Annotated in this window: 19 protein-coding genes; 10 read left to right on the top strand and 9 right to left on the bottom strand. The window is 67.0% G+C overall.

The genetic code is table 11. From position 1 onward, the window contains the following. The first annotated feature begins 3 nt into the window (after window positions 1–3). The 3 genes from RD110_RS13425 to nosR are packed head-to-tail and all read left to right on the top strand — an operon-like array spanning window position 4 to window position 2,171. Window positions 4–900 (top strand): ATP-binding protein, encoded by an 897-nt coding sequence (locus tag RD110_RS13425; RefSeq protein ID WP_275425872.1) that lies wholly within the window; start codon window positions 4–6, stop codon window positions 898–900. Beyond that, on the top strand, window positions 897–1,100 hold the full coding sequence (locus RD110_RS28595) for a response regulator (protein ID WP_239467234.1): 204 nt from the start codon (window positions 897–899) through the stop codon (window positions 1,098–1,100). Before RD110_RS13425 ends, RD110_RS28595 begins: the two co-directional genes overlap by 4 nt. Next, entirely contained in the window at window positions 1,101–2,171 is a 1,071-nt protein-coding gene (gene nosR / locus RD110_RS13420) for a response regulator c-di-GMP phosphodiesterase, NosR family (RefSeq protein ID WP_479725208.1), read from the top strand. It abuts the gene before it with no gap. A 74-nt stretch (window positions 2,172–2,245) separates the two neighbouring features. Here the strand turns inward: nosR and guaA are convergent, their stop codons facing one another. From guaA to guaB, 3 genes are read right to left on the bottom strand one after another with little or no spacing between them, the layout of a single operon-like run. After that, window positions 2,246–3,865 carry a glutamine-hydrolyzing GMP synthase gene (guaA, locus tag RD110_RS13415; protein ID WP_076199948.1) on the bottom strand — a complete coding sequence of 540 codons (1,620 nt, stop codon included), beginning with the start codon at window positions 3,863–3,865 and terminating at the stop codon, window positions 2,246–2,248. A gap of 56 nt (window positions 3,866–3,921) precedes the next feature. Further along, complete coding sequence (gene lysM, locus RD110_RS13410; RefSeq protein ID WP_076199947.1) at window positions 3,922–4,419, bottom strand: peptidoglycan-binding protein LysM; 498 nt, start codon at window positions 4,417–4,419, stop codon at window positions 3,922–3,924. A 45-nt stretch (window positions 4,420–4,464) separates the two neighbouring features. Further along, window positions 4,465–5,934 (bottom strand): IMP dehydrogenase, encoded by a 1,470-nt coding sequence (gene guaB / locus RD110_RS13405; protein WP_076199946.1) that lies wholly within the window; start codon window positions 5,932–5,934, stop codon window positions 4,465–4,467. A gap of 156 nt (window positions 5,935–6,090) precedes the next feature. Between guaB and RD110_RS13400 the strand changes: the two genes are divergently transcribed. Beyond that, window positions 6,091–6,576, top strand: a complete 486-nt coding sequence (locus RD110_RS13400; protein ID WP_076199945.1) for a DUF4124 domain-containing protein — start codon at window positions 6,091–6,093, stop codon at window positions 6,574–6,576. Between the two features lie 8 nt (window positions 6,577–6,584). On the opposite strand, the gene RD110_RS13395 is transcribed toward RD110_RS13400, so the two are convergent. Then, window positions 6,585–6,935 carry an RnfH family protein gene (locus tag RD110_RS13395; RefSeq protein ID WP_076199944.1) on the bottom strand — a complete coding sequence of 117 codons (351 nt, stop codon included), beginning with the start codon at window positions 6,933–6,935 and terminating at the stop codon, window positions 6,585–6,587. Window positions 6,936–6,940: 5 nt separating this feature from the next. After that, the gene (locus tag RD110_RS13390; RefSeq protein WP_076199943.1) at window positions 6,941–7,381 is read right to left on the bottom strand and encodes a type II toxin-antitoxin system RatA family toxin; all 441 of its coding nucleotides are present in this window, start codon (window positions 7,379–7,381) and stop codon (window positions 6,941–6,943) included. Between the two features lie 69 nt (window positions 7,382–7,450). Between RD110_RS13390 and smpB the strand changes: the two genes are divergently transcribed. Beyond that, window positions 7,451–7,924: an SsrA-binding protein SmpB gene (smpB, locus tag RD110_RS13385; RefSeq protein WP_076199942.1), complete on the top strand. Its 474-nt coding sequence runs from the start codon at window positions 7,451–7,453 to the stop codon at window positions 7,922–7,924. Window positions 7,925–7,948: 24 nt separating this feature from the next. On the opposite strand, the gene cadR is transcribed toward smpB, so the two are convergent. Continuing rightward, entirely contained in the window at window positions 7,949–8,377 is a 429-nt protein-coding gene (cadR, locus tag RD110_RS13380) for a Cd(II)/Pb(II)-responsive transcriptional regulator (RefSeq protein WP_076199941.1), read from the bottom strand. A 91-nt stretch (window positions 8,378–8,468) separates the two neighbouring features. Here cadR and RD110_RS13375 point away from each other — a divergent pair, with 91 nt between their 5' ends. The 4 genes from RD110_RS13375 to RD110_RS13360 are packed head-to-tail and all read left to right on the top strand — an operon-like array spanning window position 8,469 to window position 16,320. Next, window positions 8,469–10,760: a heavy metal translocating P-type ATPase gene (locus RD110_RS13375; protein WP_076199940.1), complete on the top strand. Its 2,292-nt coding sequence runs from the start codon at window positions 8,469–8,471 to the stop codon at window positions 10,758–10,760. 60 nt (window positions 10,761–10,820) lie between these two features. After that, window positions 10,821–11,888 (top strand): P1 family peptidase, encoded by a 1,068-nt coding sequence (locus RD110_RS13370; protein WP_076199939.1) that lies wholly within the window; start codon window positions 10,821–10,823, stop codon window positions 11,886–11,888. Then, complete coding sequence (locus RD110_RS13365) at window positions 11,888–14,959, top strand: bifunctional diguanylate cyclase/phosphodiesterase (RefSeq protein WP_083686257.1); 3,072 nt, start codon at window positions 11,888–11,890, stop codon at window positions 14,957–14,959. The genes RD110_RS13370 and RD110_RS13365 overlap by 1 nt, the downstream gene beginning before the upstream one ends. Next, window positions 14,959–16,320 carry a TAXI family TRAP transporter solute-binding subunit gene (locus RD110_RS13360; protein WP_076199938.1) on the top strand — a complete coding sequence of 454 codons (1,362 nt, stop codon included), beginning with the start codon at window positions 14,959–14,961 and terminating at the stop codon, window positions 16,318–16,320. The genes RD110_RS13365 and RD110_RS13360 overlap by 1 nt, the downstream gene beginning before the upstream one ends. Window positions 16,321–16,526: 206 nt before the next feature. Here RD110_RS13360 and ettA read toward each other — a convergent pair whose 3' ends face one another. After that, a complete protein-coding gene (gene ettA / locus RD110_RS13355) occupies window positions 16,527–18,188 on the bottom strand; it encodes an energy-dependent translational throttle protein EttA (protein WP_076199937.1) in 1,662 nt (553 codons plus the stop codon). Window positions 18,189–18,437: 249 nt separating this feature from the next. Here ettA and RD110_RS13350 point away from each other — a divergent pair, with 249 nt between their 5' ends. Beyond that, a complete protein-coding gene (locus RD110_RS13350) occupies window positions 18,438–20,210 on the top strand; it encodes a DEAD/DEAH box helicase (RefSeq protein ID WP_076199936.1) in 1,773 nt (590 codons plus the stop codon). Window positions 20,211–20,276: 66 nt separating this feature from the next. Here the strand turns inward: RD110_RS13350 and RD110_RS13345 are convergent, their stop codons facing one another. Both RD110_RS13345 and RD110_RS13340 read right to left on the bottom strand, forming a co-directional pair. Beyond that, complete coding sequence (locus RD110_RS13345) at window positions 20,277–20,660, bottom strand: cupin domain-containing protein (protein WP_076199935.1); 384 nt, start codon at window positions 20,658–20,660, stop codon at window positions 20,277–20,279. 79 nt (window positions 20,661–20,739) lie between these two features. After that, the gene (locus tag RD110_RS13340; RefSeq protein ID WP_076199934.1) at window positions 20,740–21,273 is read right to left on the bottom strand and encodes a gluconokinase; all 534 of its coding nucleotides are present in this window, start codon (window positions 21,271–21,273) and stop codon (window positions 20,740–20,742) included. Between the last annotated feature and the right edge of the window lie 21 nt (window positions 21,274–21,294).

The raw sequence follows: 21,294 nt of genomic DNA, 5'->3' as shown, positions 1-21,294 counted from the left end.
CCCATGTCCGAATCCGAACTCATCTCGCTGCAGCGCGCAAACAAGGCCTTGCACGCGCTGAACGAAAGCCTGCGCAGCGCGCAGAACCAGTTGCTGCAGTCCGAACGGCTGGCGTCGATCGGGCAGCTCGCCGCCGGCGTAGCGCACGAGATCAACAACCCGATCGGCTACGTGTTCTCGAACTTCGGCACGCTGGAAACCTATCTCGAGCGCCTGTTCGAGATGCTCGAAGCCTACGAGCAGGCCGAAGCGGCGCTGGCCGGCAGCGCCGTCGCAACGCGCCTGGCGGCATTGCGCACGCGCGTCGAGCTCGACTACCTGAAACAGGACATTCCGATGCTGATGGGCGAGTCGAAGGAAGGGCTGTCGCGCGTGCGCAAGATCGTCCAGGATCTCAAGGACTTCTCGCGTGCCGACACCCGTCAGGAGTGGGTGTGGGCCGCGCTGCACCAGGGCATCGACTCGACGCTGAACATCGTCGCCAACGAGATCAAGTACCGGGCCGACGTTCGCCGCGAATACGGCGCCTTGCCCGATATCGAATGCCTGCCATCGGAGCTCAACCAGGTGTTCCTCAACCTGCTGGTGAACGCGGCCCATGCGGTCGGCCCGGAGCGCGGCCTGATCGTCGTGCGCAGCGGCACCGCCGGGAACGAGGTCTGGATCGAGGTGGAGGACGACGGTTGCGGCATCGCGCCCGAACACCTGCCGCGTGTCTTCGACCCCTTCTTCACCACGAAGCCGGTGGGCCGCGGCACCGGCCTGGGCCTGTCGCTGGCCTATGGCATCGTGCAGAAGCACCAGGGCCGCATCGACGTGCGCAGCGAACCGGGCCGCGGCGCGTGCTTTCGCGTCACGCTTCCGGTGCGGCGCCCGCTCGCCGAAGGTGTCGCGGCATGACGGCCGCCAACCCGCCCTGGACGCTGCTCGCCGTCGACGACGAGCCGAACATCCTGGCCGCACTGCGGCGGGTGTTCCGCGCCACGGGCTGGCGCATCCTGACGGCTGGACATGCGCAAGCGGCGCTGGCGCTGCTCGCCACCGAACCCGTCAACGCCGTGCTGTCTGACATGCGCATGCCGGACATGAATGGTGTGTAGCTGCTCGAACGGGTCAGCCAGAACTGGCCGCGAACCGCGCGGCTGCTGCTGACGGGCCAGGCCGATCTGGACTCGACGATCGCCGCGATCAATCGCGGCCAGCTGCACCGCTACATCGCCAAACCCTGGAACGACGAAGAACTGGTGCTCACCCTGCGCCAAGTCGCCGAACGGCAGCAACTCGAAGCCGACAAAGACGCCCTCGAGCGGCTTACCCAACGGCAGAACGACGAACTGAAGGCGATGAACGCGGGACTGGAAACCCGCGTCGCCCTGCGCACCGAGGAACTGGCCACCGCCAACGGGCGGCTCAAGCGCAACTACCTGACCTCGATCAAAGCCTTCACTGCGTTGATCGAGTTGCGCGATAGCGCCCAGGTCGGGCACGCGCGCCAGGTCGCCGATCTGGCGCGCCGCATTGCGCAAGTCATGGCGCTCGATGCCGAAGCCGCGCGCGATCTGCCGATTGCCGCGCTGCTGCACGACATCGGCCACATCGGCCTCAGCGACGCGGTGCTGACGCGGCCACTGCACCGGCTCGGCGGCGACGAACTGCGCCGTTACCGGCTGCACCCGGTGCTCGGCGAGCAGGCCCTGCTGGCCAGCGACGACATGCAGGGTGTCGCACCGCTGATCCGCTCCCATCACGAGCGTTGGGACGGACGAGGTTTCCCGGACGGACTGTGTGGCGCGGCGATCCCGCTCGGCGCCCGCATCCTGGCGGTGGCGGATACCTACGAGGACTTGCGCAGCGGCCGCATCGATGGCCAGGCGCAGAGCCCGCTCGATGCCCGCCGCGCCGTGATCGCCGGGCGCGGAAGCCGGTTCGACCCGAACGTCATCGATGCCTTCGCAGGCCTGTTTTCGGCCGCGCCACCCAGCCCGAGCGCGCCGTCGCTGCGCCTGCGCACCGCGGAACTGCGCGCTGGCCAGACGTTGACAGAGGATTTCATGTCACCCGAGGGCGTACTGCTGTTGTCGGCCGGCCAACGGCTGAACGAAGACCTGATTGACCGCATTCGAGCCTTCGAACGCAGAAATGGCCTGACGCTGACACTGGCCGTACAGTGACGAAATCAACGGCAAGCAGCTCGCGCATCATCGACTTGCCTCGCAAGCCGATGATTTGAAGAAGGGCTTTACCCCTACTCCCACTCGATGGTGGCAGGTGGCTTGCTGCTCACGTCGTAAGTGACCCGGTTGATGCCTCGAACTTCGTTGATGATGCGGCCGGACACCTTCTTCAGCAGTGCGTAGGGCAGCTCGGCCCAGTCGGCCGTCATGAAGTCGCTGGTCTGCACGGCGCGCAGTGCAACCACGTAGTCATAAGTACGGCCGTCGCCCATCACGCCCACGCTCTTCACGGGCAGGAACACCGTGAAAGCCTGGCTCGTGAGCTCATACCAGCTCTTGCCCGTGGCCTCGTCGCGGAAGTTGCGCAGCTCTTCGATGAAGATGGCATCGGCGCGGCGCAGCAGGTCCGCGTATTCCTTCTTCACCTCGCCCAGGATGCGCACGCCCAGGCCAGGGCCGGGGAACGGGTGGCGGTAGACCATCTCCGGCGGCAGGCCGAGCGCCACGCCGAGTTCGCGCACTTCGTCCTTGAACAGTTCACGCAACGGCTCGAGCAGCTTCAGGCCGAGTTGCTCGGGCAGGCCGCCGACGTTGTGGTGGCTCTTGATGGTGACGGCCTTCTTGCTCTTGCCGCCACCGGATTCGATCACGTCCGGGTAGATCGTGCCCTGGGCCAGGAAGGTCGCGCCCTTGTGGCCGCCGGTGCCGGCCTTCAGCTTGGCGGCTTCTTCCTTGAACACGGTCACGAACTCGCCGCCGATGATCTTGCGCTTGGCTTCCGGATCGCTCACGCCGGCCAGCTTGCCGAGGAACAACTCGCTTGCATCGGCGCGGATGACCTTCGCATGCAGCTTGCCGACGAACATCTCCATCACCATGTCGCCCTCGTTCAGCCGCAGCAGGCCGTGGTCGACGAAGACGCAGGTGAGCTGGTCGCCGATCGCGCGGTGGATCAGCGCGGCCGCCACGCTGGAATCGACGCCACCGGACAGGCCGAGGATGACTTCCTCGTCGCCCACCTGTTCGCGAATCCTGGCGACAGCCTCCTCGATGTAGTCGCCCATGATCCAGTCCGCACGCGTGCCGCAGATGCGCAGCACGAAACGCTCCAGCAAGGCCTTGCCCTGCGCCGTGTGGGTGACTTCGGGATGGAACTGCACGGCGTAGAAGCCGCGGGCCTCGTCTGCCATGCCGGCGATCGGGCAGCTCGGCGTGCTGGCCATGAGCTTGAAGCCGGGCGGCAACTCGACCACCTTGTCGCCATGGCTCATCCAGACGTTGAGCATGCCATGGCCGTCGCCGGTGGCGAAATCCTGGATGCCTTCAAGCAGCTTGGTGTGACCATGCGCACGCACTTCGGCGAAACCGAATTCGCGCTTGTGTCCGCCCTCGACCTTGCCGCCGAGCTGGTAGGCCATGGTCTGCATGCCGTAGCAGATGCCGAGCACCGGCACGCCCAGATCGAAGATCAGTTGCGGCGCCTTGTCTGTCGTGTCTTCGTACACGCTCGCGTGGCTGCCCGACAGGATCACGCCCTTGAGCTGGCCATCCTTGGCGTACTCACGAATCCATTCCTCGCTGACGTCGCAGGGATGGACCTCGCAAAACACTTGGGCTTCGCGCACGCGCCGCGCGATCAGCTGTGTGACCTGGGAGCCGAAGTCGAGGATGAGGATTTTTTGATGTTGCATGGTCAAAAATGAAAAACGGGCAGCAGGGCTGCCCGGGACGGAACTGGAACCTGGTTTCAGGCCTGCGGCGGAATCCGCAGCAATTGCCCTGGGTAGATCTTGTCGGGGTCGCTCAGCATCGGCTTGTTGGCTTCGAAGATCGTCGGATAGGCGTTCGCGTTGCCGTAGAACTTCTTGGCAATGGCGCTCAGCGTGTCGCCGCGTTCGACCAAGTGGTATTGCGAGGCGTCAGCGGGTTGGCTGGTCTCGATCTGGTCATTCACCCCGGCCACGTTCTGCACGTTGCCGCAGCACAGCACGATCTTTTCCTTCGTCGCCTGGTCGGCCACCGTGCCCGCGACGGTGACGAACTGGGTCGCGCCGTCGAAGGTGATGGTCAGCTGGTCCGCAGGCAGATTCTGGGCACGGATGTAGCTGCCGATGGCGTTGGCCGCCGCAGCGTTGGCGGCTGCGACCTTCTCGGCATTGCTCGGCTCCGCCACCACGGCGGCAATCTCCGGGGACTTGCCGAACAGTTTTTCGCCGGCTTCCTTCAAAAACGAGATCATTCCCATCAAATACTCCTTCTGGTTAACGAGAAAACGGTATACACCGCAAACTCATTCTGCCCGATAGTTGGGAGCTTCCTTGGTGATCTGCACGTCATGCACGTGGCTTTCGCGAATTCCTGCCGAGGTGATCTCGACGAATTCCGCTTTCTCCTTCATTTCGTCAATGGTGGCGCAACCGCAGTAACCCATGCTCGCGCGCACGCCGCCGGCCATCTGGTAGATGATAGACACGAGCGAGCCCTTGTAGGGCACGCGGCCTTCGATGCCTTCTGGCACGAGCTTGTCCGTGTTGGGGTTGCCCGTCGTCGACTCCTGGAAGTAGCGGTCGGCACTGCCCTGCTGCATGGCGCCGATGCTGCCCATGCCGCGGTAGCTCTTGTAGCTGCGGCCCTGGAACAGGATCACTTCACCGGGCGCTTCCTCGGTGCCGGCGAACATGCCGCCCATCATCACGGTGCTGGCGCCCGCGGCGATGGCCTTGGCGATGTCGCCGCTGTAGCGCACGCCGCCGTCGGCGATCAGGGGCACGCCGCTGCCGCGCAGGGCCGTGGCCACGTTGTCGATGGCCATGATCTGCGGCACGCCGACGCCCGCCACCATGCGCGTGGTGCAGATGCTGCCGGGGCCGATGCCGACCTTCACCGCGTCTGCACCGGCCTCGGCCAGCGCCAGGGCGGCCGCGCCGGTGGCGATATTGCCGCCGATCACATCGACGTTGGGATAGTTCTGCTTGACCCAGCGCACGCGTTCGATCACGCCCTTGCTGTGGCCATGCGCCGTATCGACCACGATGGCATCGACGCCGGCACGCACCAGCGCTTCGACGCGTTCTTCGGTGCCGTCACCCACCCCGACCGCCGCGCCCACGCGCAACTGGCCCCGGGCATCGCGCGCCGCATTGGGGAAGCTGGTCTGCTTGGTGATGTCCTTGACGGTGATCAGGCCCTTCAGCTCGAAGGCTTCGTTGACGACCAGCAGCCGTTCGAGCTTCGACTTGTTCAGCAGGGCCTTGGCTTCGGCGAGCGAGGCGCCTTCCTTCACCGTGACGAGCTTCTCGCGCGGCGTCATGATTTCGCTCACCGGCACGTCGTAGCGCGTCTCGAAGCGCAGGTCGCGGCTGGTGACGATGCCGACCACCTTGCCGCCGTCGCACACCGGGAAACCGGAAATGCCGAGTTGCGCGGCCATGTCGATGACCTGGCGTACGGTGTGTGTCGGCGTGATGATGACCGGATCGCGCAACACGCCGGATTCGTAGCGCTTGACCTTGGCCACTTCGGCGGCCTGCTGCTGCGCGGTGAGGTTCTTGTGCACGATGCCCATGCCGCCCTCCTGCGCGATGGCGATCGCCAGGCGAGCTTCGGTGACGGTGTCCATGGCGGCGGACACGAGCGGCAGGTTCAGGGTGATGTTGCGCGACAGACGGGTCGCAAGGGAGGTGTCCTTGGGAAGGACTTGGGAGAACGCAGGCACCAGCAACACGTCGTCGAAGGTGAGCGCTTTTCCTAGCAGGCGCATAGATCAAAGCTCCAAAAGACCGATTGTACTAGGGCGCGAGGCGCGACACATCCGCCTACGCCTTGTAACCGTTTCCAGCAAAGTCTTTTCGGATAAAGCGCAAATCGCGCAGGCTGCGGCATGTTCATCCGACGCCCCCGGCGCTAAACTGACTGGATGCAGCTTTTCAAGACCCTCGTCCTGACCGCCGGCCTCGGTTTCGCCCTAGCGGCGTCGGCCCAATGGCAGTGGGTGGACAAGGATGGCAACAAGGTGTTCAGCGACCGCGCACCGCCGTCCGACATTCCCGACAAGAACATCCTGCGCCGGCCGGGCGGCAACCGCCCTGCTCCGCCGCCGGTCGCCGTGGATGCCGCCGCCACGCCCGCCGCGCCCCAGGCGAAGGGCACGGACCCGGCGCTCGAAGAGAAGAAAAAACTGGCCGAGGAGGCCGAGGCCGCCAAGAAGAAGGCGGAGGAAGCCAGGATCGCCGCCGCGCGCGCGGAAAACTGCACCCGTTCACGCCAGGCCAAGGCGTCCTTCGATTCCGGTCTGCGCATCGCGCGCACCAATGCCCAGGGCGAACGCGAAATCCTGGACGATGCGGCGCGTGCCGCCGAAACCAAGCGGCTCCAGGAGATCATCGCGGCGGACTGCCGCTGACCGGCCGGTCAGTAGCCGGCCTTGGCGCCAGCACGTTTCTTGGCGAACAGGCCGGTTGCGCGCGCGCCCTGGGTGGCAAAACGTTCGCGCCGGGCTGTCTTCGGATCGACGAGCAGCGGCCGGTACACCTCGACGCGATCGCCCTCTTTCAGACGCTGCCGGCCTTCGACCTGGCGCCCCCAGATGCCGATCCGGCCCGGCGAAAGCCCGGCCGCGGCCAACGCGCTCGACACCGCCGGGTGCGCCAGCGCGTCCTGCACGCAAGCCCCATCGTGCAGCGTCACTTCGAGTTCGACCACTTGCCTCGGTGCCGCCGCGTACACGACGGCGACGTGGAGGCGGGGCGTGTCGCCAGCCATGGCAGTCAGCCGTAGACCTGTTCGGCGCGCTTCACGAAGGCATCCACCAGGCTGCCGGCGATGCGGTCGAACACCGGGCCGACCAGTGCCGACAGCGCGATGTTGTCGAAGCCGTAGTTGAGCTGGAGTTCCACCCGGCAGGCGCGCTGCTGGCCGTCGCCCACCGGGGCGAAGGTCCAAACGCCGTCGAGTTTCGAGAACGGTCCCTTGACCAGTTTCATCGTCACCTGGCGGCCTGGAACGTGGGTGTTGCGCGTGGTGAAGGTCTGACGCAGGCCGCTGAAGGCGATGCCGACTTCGGCCGTCATGCCCTCGGTGTCGGTGCTCAACACGGCCGCACGGTCGCACCAGGGCAGAAACTCCGGGTATTTGTCCACCGCTGTCACGAGGGCGAACATTTCTTCGGGGCTGTACCAGATCAGGACGGACTTATGAACGTTTTTCATAGAATGCAAGGCTGCGCGGGATTGTAGACAAGCCTTGCCGAATTGCCCGACGCCCCCAACTGTGACCCCATGGCCAAGAAACCTGATACCTCTTCCCGCATTGCCGACAACAAGAAGGCCGCCTACAACTATTTCTTCGAGGAACGTTTCGAAGCCGGGCTCGTGCTCGAAGGCTGGGAGGTCAAGGCGCTGCGCGAAGGCAAGGTGCAGCTCACCGATGGCTACGTGGTGGTGCGCGATGGCGAGCTGTTCGTCATCGGCTGCCAGATCAATCCGCTTAAAAGCGCCTCGACGCACATCACTCCCGATGCGGTGCGCACCAAGAAGCTGCTGCTGCACAAGGAAGAGATCAAGAAGCTGATCGTCAAGGTGGACCAGAAGGGCTACACCCTGGTGCCGCTGAACCTGCACTGGAAAGCGGGCAAGGTCAAGTGCGAGATCGCGCTGGCCAAGGGCAAGGCCGAACACGACAAGCGCGACACCATCAAGGACCGCGAAGGCAAACGCGAAGTGGAACGCGCGATGAAGTCGCGCAACCGTTAACGGAGAAAAGAAAAGCCCCGGCGCTCAGGCCGTCACGTGGCAGGCGCAGGCTTCGCCGTGTGCCGCCGCCACGAGCTCATGCAGGATGCCGCATTCGCCCTGGCCGTGTTCCCCGCTGCACAGCGAACGCAGCTGCACCAATTGTTTTTCCAACGCCTGCATGCTTTGCAGCCGGGCGCGCACGCGGGCGAGTTGAGCGTCCACCAGCCGGTCGACGTCGGCGCAATCGCCAGCCGGCGCATCGCTCAGGTCGAGCAGGCGCTTCACGTCGGACAACGGCATGTCCAGCGCGCGGCAGTGCCGCACGAAGGCCAGCCGTTCGAGGTGGGCCGCCGTGTAGTCGCGGTAACCGTTGTCGCTGCGAGCCGGCGCCGGCAGCAGGCCTTCCTTCTCGTAGAAACGGATGGTTTCGACCTCGACGCCGGTGGCCTGGCCGAGTTCCTTGATGCGCATGTTGCTGCTCCTAAAGCCTTGCTTCAGTATAGGACTTGACCCTCTAGCGACTTCAGGGTTTCCAATCAAGGCCTTACCAGGAATACGCCGAATGACCACCCATCCACATGCCGGACACGACCACGACTGCTGCGCGCCATCCCTGGCGCCAGCGGCGGGCTTCAAGCCGGGCGCCGACGAACGCGGCCAGGCCTTCCGCATCGCGAGCATGGACTGCGCCGCCGAGGAGTCCGACATCCGCCGGGTGCTCGAACCGCTGGCGGGTATCCGCAGCCTGCGTTTCCATCTCGGTGCCCGCACCTTGGTCATCGATGCGGAAGAGGCCGCGCTGCCGCCCGCGCTCGACGCGATCCGCAAGGCCGGTTACGACCCGCAGCGGCAATCCGCCGAAGCCGATGCGCCGCAAGGCCATCTGCACGAACATGGCGCCGGCATGGCCGGCGGCACCATGCGCCTGGCCACCGCACTCGGGCTGGCCATCGCCGCCGAAGCCGTCGCGTTCTTTGCACCGGACGCCCTGCCCTGGAAGCTGGCCGGCATGGCCGTGGCCGCCGTGGCGATCTGGCTCGCCGGCGTGGAAACCTACCAGAAGGGCCTGGTCGCACTGCGGCATCTGCGCCTCAACATCAACGCGCTCATGAGCGTGGCGGTGACCGGCGCCTTCCTGCTGGGCGAGTGGCCCGAGGCGGCGATGGTGATGGCGCTCTACGCCATCGCGGAGATGATCGAAGCCCGGGCGGTCGATGGTGCGCGCGGCGCGATCCAGGGCCTGCTGGCGCTTGCGCCGGAGACCGCCGAAGTACGCCAGGCCGACGGCCGCTGGCAGGCCACGCCGGCGCGTTCCGTCGCCCTCGGTGCCATCGTGCGCGTGAAGCCCGGCGAACGCATCGCACTCGACGGTGCGGTCACCGATGGCCGCAGCGCGGTCGACCAGTCGGCCGTCACCGGCGAAAGCATCCCGGTCGAGAAGTCCGCGGGCGACCCCGTCTTCGCCGGCACCGTCAACACCTCCGGCGGGCTCGAATTCCGCGTGACGGCCGAAGCCGGAAACTCCACCCTGGCGCGCATCATCCACGCGGTGGAAGAAGCCCAGGGCAGCCGGGCGCCGACGCAGCGCTTCGTGGACCGCTTCGCCGCCGTCTACACGCCGGCCGTGTTCGGGCTCGCACTCGCCGTGGCGATCGTGCCACCACTCTTCTTCGATTGGGCCTGGGCCGCGGCGCTGTACAAGGCGCTGGTGCTGCTGGTGATCGCCTGCCCGTGCGCGCTAGTGATCGCCACGCCGGTCACGGTGGTCAGCGGGCTCACGGCGGCCGCGCGACGCGGCATCCTGATCAAGGGGGGTGTCTACCTCGAGGAGGCGCGCAAACTCAAGGCCGTGGCGCTGGACAAGACCGGCACACTCACCGAAGGCAAGCCACGCCTGGTGGACTGGCAGGCGTTGGACGCGGGCCAGTGGTCGCGCGACGATCTGGCCTTGCTGGCGTCGAGCCTGGCGGCCCGGTCCGACCATCCGGTCTCGCGCGCCATCGCAGGCGGCCTGCCAGCGGCACACGAAGCCGTCGAGGACTTCACCGCCCTGCCCGGCCGGGGCGTGCAGGGTGCGCTGCGCGGCCGTGTCTTCGCGCTCGGCAATCAGCGGCTGCTGAGCGCGCCGGGCGCGGCCGGCCTGCAGGCATGGCTCGCCAGGTACGAGGCCGATGGCCATTCGGTGAGCCTGCTCACGACCGATGGCTTGCCGCTGGCCGTGTTCGCCGTGGCCGACACGATCAAGCCCTCTTCGCGCGCCGCCGTGGCCGAACTTCAGGCCATGGGCGTCACGCCGGTGATGCTGACCGGCGACAACGCCGCCACCGCCCGCCACGTGGCGCAACAGGCCGGCATCCAGGATGCACGTGGCCAGCTGCTGCCTGAAGACAAGCTCGCCGCTATCGAGGACATGCAGCGCCGCTACGGCCCGACCGCCATGGTGGGCGACGGCATCAACGACGCGCCGGCACTGGCCCGGGCCGACATCGGTTTCGCCATGGGCGGCGCCGGCACCGACATTGCCATGGAAGCCGCCGACGTGGTGATCATGACCGACGACCTGCGCCGCATCGCCACCACCATCGCGTTCTCGCGTCGCGCCCATGCCGTGTTGTGGCAGAACATCGTCATCGCGATCGGCATCAAACTGGTTTTCTTCGCGCTCGCGGTGTTCGGCACGGCCAGCATGTGGATGGCCGTGTTCGCCGACATGGGCGCCAGCCTCCTGGTCGTGGCCAACGGCCTGCGGCTGATGCGCGGCGGCCCCGGCGCGCATCAGCCGCAGGCCATGCCGCCCCCCCGCCCCACCGCTGTGCACGACCACGACACCGCGCACGCCGGCCACGCGCACTAGTCGGATCGGCGGTCCTCGGCACCGGAGCCAGGCCCGCACCAGGGGCGATAATCCACGCCCATGCCCCAGCGCCCCACCGAGATCCCCTTGCCCAGCCAGCCACCCGCATCCGCGGGCGCGATCACCGACGTCGCCGGCATCGAAGTCGGGCAGTTCACGCACACCGGCCGCCCCACGGGCTGCAGCGTGGTCATCGCGCGCGATGGTGCGGTCGCAGGCGTGGACGTGCGTGGCGCAGCGCCGGGCACGCGCGAGACGGAACTGCTGCATCCGAGCAACCTGGTGCAGAAGGTCCATGCCGTCGCACTCTGCGGCGGCAGTGCCTGGGGCCTGGATGCGGCCAGCGGCGTGATGCGCTGGCTCGAGGAACAGGGTATCGGCCTGGTGGTCGGCCGTGGGCTGGTGCCGATCGTGCCGGCGGCGGTGCTGTTCGACCTGCACGTCGGTGATACGCACATCCGGCCCGACGCCGCCGCCGGCTACCAGGCCTGCGTGGATGCCAGCCGCGCCGCACCGGCGGAAGGCAATGTGGGCGCGGGCGCCGGCGCGCTGGTGGGCAAGCTCTATGGCCTCGGGCGCGCGATGAAAGGCGGCATCGGTACGGCATCCTTGCGGGTGGACGGCGTCACGGTCGGGGCGCTCGTGGCCTGCAACGCGGTCGGCGACGTGATCGATCCCGACACGGCCCAGGTCGTCGCCGGCGCCCGCACGCCGGACGGCACGGGCCTGCTCGACACCCGCCGCGCGGTGCTCGCCGGCCTGCCGCCCAGCTCGCCGCTGGCCGGCACCAACACCACCATCGGCGTGGTCGCCACCGACGCGGTCCTGACCAAGGCACAGGCACATCGCCTGGCCCAGGTGGCGCACGACGGCCTCGCCCGCAGCATCAACCCCGTGCACACCATGCTGGACGGCGACACGATGTTCGCGCTCGGTACCGGCGCGTCGGGACGGACGTCGGACATGACAACCCTCAGCGTGCTGGTCGCCGAGGTCACGGCACGTGCGGTGGTCCGGGCCATCCTGGCCGCGCGCGCGATCACTGTGGATGGCATGCACTGGCCAGCGGCACATGACATCGGCGCCCTGCGCGGCCCTCGCCCGACAGGTGCGGGCGGCCCGCGCTGATGCAGCCCTCCTCGTTCTGGCGCTCCCTGCGGCCGTCGCACACGCCCAGCCGCGCGCCGGTGGCCGTCGCCGCGTCCGATCTCGCCCTTGCACGGGTCCTGCCCTGGCTGGTGCTGCTGTTGTCGGCCGCGCTGTCGGGCTTGCTCATCGCCCATCTTGAAGAGAGCCGCCTGCAACGGGAGCGGAACCGTGTCACGGCCCTGGTCGGCGACCATGCGGTGGCCATCCAGACCCTGGTCGAGCGCGCATTGTCCAGCACCCAGGCTTTGGCGGAGATGGTGCGGCAACGACGCGGCGCCATCGACGATTTCGACCGGGTCGCCACCGAGATGATGCCGCTGTACCCGGGCGCATCGATCCTCGGCCTCGCGCCGGGCGGCGTGGTGCGCTACGTCGTGCCCAAGGCCGGCAACGAACGCTCGATCGGCTTCGACCTGTTCAAGGATCCCGTGCAGAAGAAGGACGCCTTCGCCGCGCTCGAAAGCGGCGAACTCACGCTGGCCGGGCCGCTGAACCTGGTGCAGGGCGGCCTCGGGGCCGTGGGCCGCCAGCCGATCTACCTGCCCGACGGCGAGGGGCGGCTTGCCTTCTGGGGCTTCGCCTACGTGGTCATCCGCTTTCCACAGGCGCTCGAAGGGGCGCGGCTGGCGCAACTCGTCGAACAGGGTGTGGACTACGAACTGTGGCGCGTGCATCCCGATACGCAGTCGAAACAGCTCATCGCGGCCTCGCCCACGCACACCCTCATCGATCCGGTGGGCCGCACCGTGCATCCACCGGGGGGGCTGTGGGTGCTCAGCGGCGCGCCCACGCACGGCTGGAGCGACCCGGCCGGCCTGGCCACACAATCGGCCATGGCCCTGGCGGTGTGCCTGCTGCTGGCCTACCTCACCAAGCTGCTGGCCACGCTGCGCGCCCAAGGCCGGGGCCTGGAGGCCCTGGTCACGGAACGCACCAGCGAAATCTTCGCCACGCAAAACCGCCTGCAAGCCACGCTCGACGCGATACCCGACCTGATTTTCGAGCTCGGCCTGGACGGCACCTGCCACGACTTCCGCGCGCCGGCCGGCGAGTTCGGCACGGCGCAACGCGGCCGGCTGGTGGGCCGACGCGCCGACCAAGTGCTGCCGGCCGCGGCCGCCCAGACCGTGCTGGCTGCGTTGGCGCAGGCGCTGCGGCACGGCCGGTCCGAAGGGCACCAGATCGAAGTCACGCGACCCGGAGACGCCCGCGCGAGCTGGTTCGAGTTCTCGGTGGCGCACAAGCGGGACGCGCAGGAGTCGGCTGGCGGCGAGCCGCGGTTCATCGTGCTGGCGCGCGACATCACAAAGCCGAAACAGGCCGAGTCGGACCTGCGCGTGGCGGCCACGGCCTTCGACGCGCAGCAGGGCATGGCCATCACCGGTACCGACAAGCTCATCGTGCGCGTGAACCCGTCTTTCACCGCGATCACCGGCTACAGCGCCCAGGACGCGATCGGCCGCAGCCTGAACTTCCTCAACTCCGGCCGCCACGAAAGCGCCTTCTACGAGAAGATGTGGGCCACGGTAACGGCCACCGGCGCCTGGCGCGGCGAGGTCTGGAACCGGCGCAAGAACGGCGAGATCTACCCCGACATGCGCACCGTGACGGCGGTGCGCGCCGAGGACGGCGCGATCACCCATTACGTCAACACCTTCGCCGATTTCAGCGAACGCAAGGCCACCGAGGACGAGATCCGCAACCTCGCGTTCTACGACGCGCTGACCCAACTGCCCAACCGGCGCCTGTTGCTGGACCGGCTGCGACAGTCCCTGCTGGCGAGTGCCCGCAACCACCATTGCGGCGCGCTGCAGTTCATCGACCTGGACAATTTCAAGACGCTGAACGACACGCTGGGCCACGACATGGGCGACCTGCTGCTGCAGCAGGTTGCCGAACGCTTGAGCCTCAGCGTGCGCGAAGCCGACACCGTCGCCCGGCTGGGCGGCGATGAATTCGTGGTGATGATCGAAGGCCTCGATCCGCTGCGCGAAGCCGCCGCCGCCCAGGCTCGGCTGCTTGGCGACAAGATCCTCGCGGCGCTGAACCTGCCCTATGCGCTGGCTGGCCGCGAATACCACATCACCCCCAGCATCGGCGTGGCCATCTACAGCGGCAGCCACGAAACCACCGACGAGGTGCTGAAACACGCCGACCTCGCTATGTACCAGGCCAAGGCCGCCGGGCGCAATGCGCTGCGCTTCTTCAACCCCGGCATGCAGGCCGCGGTGAACGCGCGCGTCTCGCTCGAGTCCGACATCCGGCGCGGCCTGGTCGAACAGCAGTTCACGCTGCATTACCAGCCGCAGATCGACGGCAGCGGCCGCACCGTCGGCGCGGAAGCCCTGCTGCGCTGGCAGCATCCGGAGCGCGGCGCCATCTCGCCGGCCGAGTTCATTCCCGTGGCCGAAGAGACCGGGCTGATCCTGCCGCTGGGTGAATGGGTGTTGAAGACCGCTTGCGCGCAGTTGAAGGCCTGGTCCGCCTACGCGGCCACGCGCGCACTGACCCTGTCCGTCAACGTGAGCGCGCGCCAGTTCCGCCAGCAGGATTTCGCCGAACACGTGTTGGCGCTGGTGCGCAGCATGGAAGCGGACACGGGCGCGTGCCGGCTGAAGATCGAACTCACCGAAAGCCTGCTGCTCAACGACGTCGAGGACACCATCGCCAAGATGAACCTGCTGAAGGCGCACGGTGTGGGGTTCTCGCTCGACGATTTCGGCACCGGTTATTCCTCGTTGTCCTACCTCAAGCGCCTGCCGCTGGACCAGCTCAAGATCGATCAGTCCTTCGTGCGCGACCTGCTCACCGACGCCAACGACGCCGCCATCGCACGCACCGTGATCGCGCTCGGTCACAGCCTGGGCCTGGCCGTCATCGCCGAGGGCGTCGAGACCGAGGCGCAGCGCGCCTTCCTGTCCACGCAGGGCTGCGACGGCTACCAGGGCTACCTGTTCAGCCGGCCGCTGCCTGCGGCCGCGTTCGACGCATGGCAGCGCGGGCGTACCGGCCCCGATCATGCGCAGCCGGCGGTATTTTTCGAGATCTGATGCCCATGCCCAAAACCCTCAAACTGATCCTGTTGTCCGTGCGCGATCTGATTGTCTCGGCAGGCCCGGTGGTGTTCATCGTCATCGGCGCGCTCGTCGCAGCCTATTGGTACCTCGATCCGCAGCCGCCGAAAAAGGTCACCCTCGCCACCGGCCCGGCCGGCAGCGCCTATGCCGCGTTCGGCAAGCGCTACGCCGACGCGCTGAAGGCCGACGGCATCGAGGTGGTGCTCAAAGCCACCGACGGCGCGGCCGACAACCTGCAGATGCTGCGCAACGGCGAGGCCGACGTGGGCTTCGTGCGTGGTGGCAGCGCCGATCCGGTGGCCGACGAAGAGGCCGGCCTGGTCTCGCTGGGCAGCCTGTTCTACGAACCGCTGTGGCTGTTCTACCGCAGCGACGCGGCGCGCCGCATCGACGGCCAGGCCGCCACGCTCACGACCTTGACGCAGCTCAAGGGCCTGCGCGTCAATGTCGACAAACAAGGCAGCGGCGTGCCCGACATCATGGCCAGGCTGCTCAAGGCGAACCACATGGAGACCACCGCACTGCGGCTGTCGAACCTGGAGCCGGCCCCGGCCACCGAGGCCCTGCTCGCCGGCCGGCTCGACGCCATCGTGCTGGCGTCCGCGCCGCAGTCACCGCTCGTGCAGCGGCTGCTGCGCGCGCGCGGCATCCAGCTCATGGATTTCGGCCAAAGCGACGCCTACGCGCGGCGCTTCCCCTTCCTGTCGGCCGTCACGCTGCCGCGCGGCGTGGTCGACCTGGCCACCGACATGCCGCCGCACGACGTGGCCCTGCTGGCCGCGACCACTTCGCTGATCTCGCGCGAGCAGACGCACCCCGCCCTGCGCCAGCTGTTCGCGCAGAGCGCGCAGAGCGTGCACAGCGGTGCCGGCTGGTTCAACCGCGCGCGCGACTTCCCGAACACGCGCACCAGCGAATTGCCCGTGAGCGCCGAGGGCGATCGCGCCATCAACGGCACGCCACCGTTCTGGCAGCGGTACCTGCCGTTCTGGGCGAGCAACCTGATCGAGCGCATGTGGCTGGTGCTCGGCGGACTCGTGGTGCTGATGCTGCCGCTGTCCAAGATCGTGCCGCCGCTCTACCAGTTCCGCGTGCGCAGCCGCGTGTTCCGCTGGTACGCACGGCTGCGCGAGATCGAAACCAAGGTGGATGCGCGAGAAGGCGAGCGCGATGCGCTGCTCGATGAGCTCGACGAACTCGACCGCGTGACGCACCGCATTGCGGTGCCGCTGTCCTACACCGACGAGCTCTATGCGCTGCGCAACAACATCTATGCGGTGAGGAAACGGCTGCTGGCGACCTGGCCGAAGGAGGCCGAGGCGACCGGGGGCTGAGGGCCTTCGACAAGCTCAGGCCGAACGGCGCTCGGGCTGCACCGGGTGCTTCGACAGGCTCAGCACGAACGGCTCCAAAACAAGAACGGCCCGTAAGAACGGTCCGGACTTATTCCAGAACAACCGCGGAACGGGCTTTGCCCGGCCGCTGGTTGTGCCCCCTGCAAGGGGGAGGAGCGACACGAAGTGCGCAACTTGGGGGTGTGCTACTTCAATGCCTTGAACCGCATGCGCTTCGGCTTGGCGCCTTCTTCACCCAGGCGCTTGCGTTTGTCCGCCTCGTATTCCTGGTAGTTGCCGTCGAAGAAGTTCCACTGGCTGTCGCCTTCGCAGGCCAGGATGTGCGTCGCGATGCGGTCCAGGAACCAGCGGTCATGGCTGATGACCATCAGCGTGCCGGCGAATTCGAGCAAGGCGTCTTCCAGGGCGCGCAGGGTTTCCACGTCGAGGTCGTTCGACGGTTCATCGAGCATCAGCACGTTGCCGCCGGCAATCAGGGTCTGCGCCAGGTGCAGCCGGCCGCGTTCGCCGCCGGACAGCATGCCAACCTTCTTCTGCTGGTCGCTGCCGTTGAAGTTGAAGCGGCCGCAGTAGGCGCGGCTGGCCATCTGGAACTTGCCGACGTTCAGGATGTCGAGCCCGCCCGATACGGCTTCCCACACGGTCTTGTCGTTCTCGAGCTCGTCGCGGTTCTGGTCGACGAAGACCATCTTCACGGTCTTGCCGATCTTGACCTCGCCGCTGTCGGGCTGCTCCTTGCCCGCGATCATGCGGAACAAGGTGGATTTGCCCGCGCCGTTCGGGCCGATGATGCCGACGATGGCACCGGCCGGCACCTTGAAGCTCAGGTTGTCGATCAGCACGCGGTCGCCGAAGGACTTGGTCACGTTGACGAACTCGATCACCTCGTGGCCCAGGCGTTCGGCCACGGGAATGAAGATTTCATTGGTCTCGTTGCGCTTCTGGTATTCGAAGTCCGAGAGTTCCTCGAAGCGGGCCAGACGCGCCTTGCTCTTGGCCTGGCGCGCCTTGGGGTTCTGGCGCGACCATTCCAGTTCCTTCTTCAAGGCCTTGGCGCGCGATTCCTCGCCCTTCTGTTCCTGCTCCAGCCGGGCCTGCTTCTGCGTGAGCCAGTCGCTGTAGTTGCCCTTGTACGGGATGCCGGAGCCACGGTCGAGTTCCAGAATCCATTCGGCGGCGTTGTCGAGGAAGTAGCGATCGTGGGTGATGGCCACCACGGTGCCGGAATAACGCTGCAGGAACTGCTCCAGCCAGTCCACCGATTCGGCGTCCAAGTGGTTGGTCGGTTCGTCGAGCAGCAGCATGTCGGGCTTGGACAGCAGCAGGCGGCACAGCGCGACACGGCGTTTTTCACCGCCGGAGAGCACGCCGACGTTGGCGTCCCACGGCGGCAGGCGCAGCGCGTCGGCGGCAATTTCGAGTTGATGCTCGGAATCCGTGCCCGCGGTGGCGATGATGGCTTCCAGCTCGGCCTGCTCGGCGGCGAGTGCGTCGAAGTCGGCATCCTCCTCGCCATAGGCGGTGTAGACCTCCTCCAGCCGGGCCTTGGCGCTGAACACCTTGCCCATGGCGGATTCGACGCTTTCGCGTACGGTCTGGGTCGGGTCGAGTTGCGGCTCCTGCGGCAGGTAACCGATGTTCAGCCCGGCCATGGGCACGGCTTCACCTTCGATTTCCTTGTCCACGCCGGCCATGATCTTGAGCAAGGTGGACTTGCCCGAGCCGTTCGTGCCGAGCACGCCGATCTTGGCGCCGGGGAAGAAGCTGAGCGAAATGTCCTTGAGGATCTGGCGCTTCGGCGGGACGATCTTGCCGACGCGGTTCATGGTAAAGACGTACTGGGCCATTGATGGGTGCTTTGTGAAAAGAGACAGGAAAAGACAGCCGAAATTGTTCGGGCGAACGCCGATTATCCCAGCATGCGACAATACACCGGTTGCGGCATTCCAATTGGCTGCAACGCCAGCGTTTCGCTGGGGGCCAAAATCTCTATTTTGCGTCCATCTCCTTGTATCTGTCGGCCTTTGATTGGTGCACGTGTTTTCACACACGCGCGACAGGCCAGACGTCCAAGCGCCCAGGACGGGCGCAATAAAATGAACTTTGAAGAACTGAATCTGGCCCCGGCCATTCTGAAGGCCGTGCAAGAGCAAGGCTATACCGAACCAACCCCCATTCAGGCCCAGGCCATCCCCGTCGTTCTCGCCGGCCACGATCTGCTCGGCGGCGCCCAGACCGGCACCGGCAAGACCGCTGCCTTCACCCTCCCCCTGCTGCAGCGACTCTCTGAATCCGCGCCGGCACAGAACAAATTCGGCGGCAAGGGCATTCGAGCGCTGGTGCTTACGCCGACGCGCGAACTGGCCGCCCAGGTCGAGGAATCGGTCCAGACCTACGGCAAATACCTCGAGCTGACTTCCACCGTCATCTTCGGCGGTGTGGGCATGAACCCGCAGATCACCAAGGTCAAGAAAGGTGTCGACATCCTCGTGGCCACGCCCGGCCGCCTGCTCGACCTGATGCAGCAAGGCGTGCTCGACCTCGGTCAGGTGCAGATGCTGGTGCTCGACGAAGCCGACCGCATGCTGGACATGGGCTTCATCCATGACGTGAAGAAAGTGCTGGCCGCCGTGCCCAAGGACAAGCAGAGCCTGTTGTTCTCGGCCACCTTCAGCGATGAAATCCGCGACCTCGCCGCCACCCTGCTGAAAAACCCGCAGAGCGTGCAGGTCACGCCGCGCAACACCACCGTGCAGCGCATCACCCAGGTGATCCATCCGGTCGGCCGCGGCAAGAAGAAGGCCCTGCTCGCCCACATCATCCAGGAACACAACTGGAGCCAGGTGCTGGTGTTCACCCGCACCAAGTTCGGCGCCAACAACGTCGCCGAATTCCTGACCAAGAACGGCATCCAGGCCATGGCCCTGCACGGCAACAAGAGCCAGTCGGCACGTACACAGGCGCTGCAGGGCTTCAAGAGCGGCGACATCCGCGCCCTGGTGGCCACCGACATCGCCGCGCGCGGCATCGACATCGATGACCTGCCGCACGTCGTCAACTACGAAATTCCGAACGTCTGCGAAGACTACGTGCACCGCATCGGCCGCACCGGCCGCGCGGGTGCCGAAGGCGCAGCCGTGAACCTGGTGTGCCTCGACGAAGAAGGTTTCATGCAGGACATCGAACGCTTCACCAAGCGCGAGATCCCGGTGCAGGTCATCGAAGGCTTCATGCCCGAGCCCGGCGAGAAGGCCGAGCCGATCGCCATGGGCCGCCAGACCATCTGGGGCGGCGCCGGCAAGCCGCCGAGCCGCGACGTGATGCAGGCCGCCGCCAAGGCCGCCCGCACCGAAATGCTGCAGCGTGTGCGTGAAAACAAGGGCGCACAAGGCGACGGCGCAGGCCGCGGTGGTAACGGTGGTGGTGGCGGTGGCCGCAATGCACCGCGCGGCGGCCAACGCTCGGCCCCGGCCGGCGACGGCCAGCCGCCGCGTTCCCAAGGCCCGCGTCCGCCACAAGGCGGCCGTGGTGGCCGGCCGAATGGTGGTGGCGGCGCACGCACCGGTGGTGGCGGCTACGGTGGCGGTGGCAATGGCGGTGGCGCTTACGGCGGCCTGCAGCCCGACCACACGCGTTCGGCTTCGATGGGCGGCCATGCCACGCCGGTGGCACGCGCGCCTGGTGGCCAGCCCGACCCGATGCGCACCAGCGTGGACAGCATGTCGGCCGGCGGTCGTCGTGGCGGTGGCGGCTACGGCGGCAACCGCAGTGGTGGCGGCGGCGGCGGTTACGGCGGTGGCGGTGGCCGCAGCGGTGGCGGTGGTTCCCGCGGCCCGGGCGGCGGCTCGCGCGGTCCCTTCGGCCGCTGAACTTCCGGCTGAATGACAAAGGGCGCCTTTTCGGCGCCCTTTTTGCGTTGGTGCGCCGTTCGGGGCTCAGGCGCGCACGAACATCGTCACCAGCGGCTCGTCTCCGACCTGGCGGCTCCAGTGGCCATGCAACTTGGCATCGAAGCTCGCGCCTTCGGGCAAGGTGTCGACGGAATAGAAGTGTTCACCCGGCTTGAAGACACGGCTGCTGCCGTCCTGCAGTCCGATCTCCATCTGCCCGCTCAGGATCACCACCCACTGCGGCGTCACGCTCACGTGGAACTGGCTGCGAAAGCCGACCGGGCTGTGCCGGACCTGGAAGCCGCCGGTCGCCATCAATGGCGACAACATCGCCTGCGGGCTGCCTTCGGTGAGTTCGATGGCGTCCTCGCGGAAGCGGGCGCGGCCATCGGTGTCGGTGAAAAGCGTGACTTTGGTGAACGTCGTCATGGGGAGTCCTGTGTGAATTTCGGGGTGGCCCGTTCACGCTGCCGGACATCAGGCCGGAGGCGCCTCGGGTCGATGCTCATTAGGGGGGCAGTTGCAGCGAAGCCACGACGGATGCAACGACAACCTCGGTCGCCTGCGTCACGTCGAAGGCCAACGCATTTTCGTCGGGCGCGGGCGGCTCGAGCGTGGCCAGCTGGCTGTCCAGCAGCGAGGCCGGCATGTAATGGCGCGTGCGGGCGGCCATGCGCTTGGCCAACACGGCGGCATCGCCGTGCAGGAAGACGAAACGCAGGCGGTCCGAGCCCGCGCGCAACATGTCGCGGTAGCTGCGCTTGAGCGCCGAGCATGAAAGCACCAGGCCCTGGCGCTGACGGTCAGCCTCGGCGATGTGGCCAGCCAGGGTGCGCAGCCAGCCTTCGCGATCGGCATCGGTCAGCGGTACGCCGGCGGCCATGCGGGCCACGTTGCCGGCGGGGTGAAAGTCGTCGCCCTCAAGGAAAGGCACTTGCAGCGCCACGGCCAGCCGCTGCCCGACCGTGCTCTTGCCGCACCCGCTGACGCCCATCACCACCACGATGGGCGGCTGGCTGGAGGAAGTGGATTCGGAAGTCATGGGGCCAGATTACACCGCAAG

Source organism: Rhodoferax koreense (assembly GCF_001955695.1).
Lineage (GTDB): Bacteria > Pseudomonadota > Gammaproteobacteria > Burkholderiales > Burkholderiaceae_C > Rhodoferax_B > Rhodoferax_B koreensis.
The sequence above is the reverse complement of the archived record's forward strand: the minus strand, read 5'-3'. Positions and strand labels throughout refer to the sequence as shown.

Bases quoted from the DNA above. Each gene is read 5' to 3' on its own strand.
- RD110_RS13425 (WP_275425872.1), top strand. From the start codon at position 4: ATGTCCGAATCCGAACTCATCTCGCTGCAGCGCGCAAACAAGGCCTTG.
- RD110_RS28595 (WP_239467234.1), top strand. From the start codon at position 897: ATGACGGCCGCCAACCCGCCCTGGACGCTGCTCGCCGTCGACGACGAG.
- guaA (WP_076199948.1), bottom strand. From the start codon at position 3,865: ATGCAACATCAAAAAATCCTCATCCTCGACTTCGGCTCCCAGGTCACA.
- lysM (WP_076199947.1), bottom strand. From the start codon at position 4,419: ATGGGAATGATCTCGTTTTTGAAGGAAGCCGGCGAAAAACTGTTCGGC.
- guaB (WP_076199946.1), bottom strand. From the start codon at position 5,934: ATGCGCCTGCTAGGAAAAGCGCTCACCTTCGACGACGTGTTGCTGGTG.
- RD110_RS13400 (WP_076199945.1), top strand. From the start codon at position 6,091: ATGCAGCTTTTCAAGACCCTCGTCCTGACCGCCGGCCTCGGTTTCGCC.
- RD110_RS13395 (WP_076199944.1), bottom strand. From the start codon at position 6,935: ATGGCTGGCGACACGCCCCGCCTCCACGTCGCCGTCGTGTACGCGGCG.
- RD110_RS13390 (WP_076199943.1), bottom strand. From the start codon at position 7,381: ATGAAAAACGTTCATAAGTCCGTCCTGATCTGGTACAGCCCCGAAGAA.
- smpB (WP_076199942.1), top strand. From the start codon at position 7,451: ATGGCCAAGAAACCTGATACCTCTTCCCGCATTGCCGACAACAAGAAG.
- cadR (WP_076199941.1), bottom strand. From the start codon at position 8,377: ATGCGCATCAAGGAACTCGGCCAGGCCACCGGCGTCGAGGTCGAAACC.
- RD110_RS13375 (WP_076199940.1), top strand. From the start codon at position 8,469: ATGACCACCCATCCACATGCCGGACACGACCACGACTGCTGCGCGCCA.
- RD110_RS13370 (WP_076199939.1), top strand. From the start codon at position 10,821: ATGCCCCAGCGCCCCACCGAGATCCCCTTGCCCAGCCAGCCACCCGCA.
- RD110_RS13365 (WP_083686257.1), top strand. From the start codon at position 11,888: ATGCAGCCCTCCTCGTTCTGGCGCTCCCTGCGGCCGTCGCACACGCCC.
- RD110_RS13360 (WP_076199938.1), top strand. From the start codon at position 14,959: ATGCCCATGCCCAAAACCCTCAAACTGATCCTGTTGTCCGTGCGCGAT.
- ettA (WP_076199937.1), bottom strand. From the start codon at position 18,188: ATGGCCCAGTACGTCTTTACCATGAACCGCGTCGGCAAGATCGTCCCG.
- RD110_RS13350 (WP_076199936.1), top strand. From the start codon at position 18,438: ATGAACTTTGAAGAACTGAATCTGGCCCCGGCCATTCTGAAGGCCGTG.
- RD110_RS13345 (WP_076199935.1), bottom strand. From the start codon at position 20,660: ATGACGACGTTCACCAAAGTCACGCTTTTCACCGACACCGATGGCCGC.
- RD110_RS13340 (WP_076199934.1), bottom strand. From the start codon at position 21,273: ATGACTTCCGAATCCACTTCCTCCAGCCAGCCGCCCATCGTGGTGGTG.